The organism is Catenovulum agarivorans DS-2 (assembly GCF_000568405.1).
GTDB lineage: Bacteria > Pseudomonadota > Gammaproteobacteria > Enterobacterales > Alteromonadaceae > Catenovulum > Catenovulum agarivorans_A.
The window spans coordinates 1-318 of sequence record NZ_ARZY01000123.1 but is presented as its reverse complement, the minus strand read 5'-3'; the positions used below and the strand labels follow the sequence as shown (position 1 = coordinate 318).

At 46.5% G+C, this 318-nt stretch carries 1 protein-coding gene; it reads left to right on the top strand.

The annotated features are described in order from the left end of the window. Positions 1-318 (top strand): hypothetical protein (locus DS2_RS19475; protein ID WP_035016758.1); only part of this gene is annotated, 318 nt, incomplete at both ends.

Here is a 318-nt window from a genome sequence, read left to right as displayed (position 1 = left end):
TTAACAACGGCACCTTGACCGTCTCAGCGACTCAAACAGATGATGCAGGCAATACCTCTACTGCGGCGACACAAACAATTAGTTTAGACAACTCAGCGCCAAGTGCGGTGACAATCACCACACCAATAGAAACCGATGGTATTGTTAATGCAGCGGAAGATGCGGATGTATTGATTGCAGGGACAGGTGCAGAAGCTGATGCAAGTGTCACCATTACAATCACGGATGGTGCTAACAGCTCAGATCAAACCGTTACAGCAGATGCTTCTGGAGATTGGACAATTTCAGGCAGCGAATTTGATGTAAGCGCATTTAACA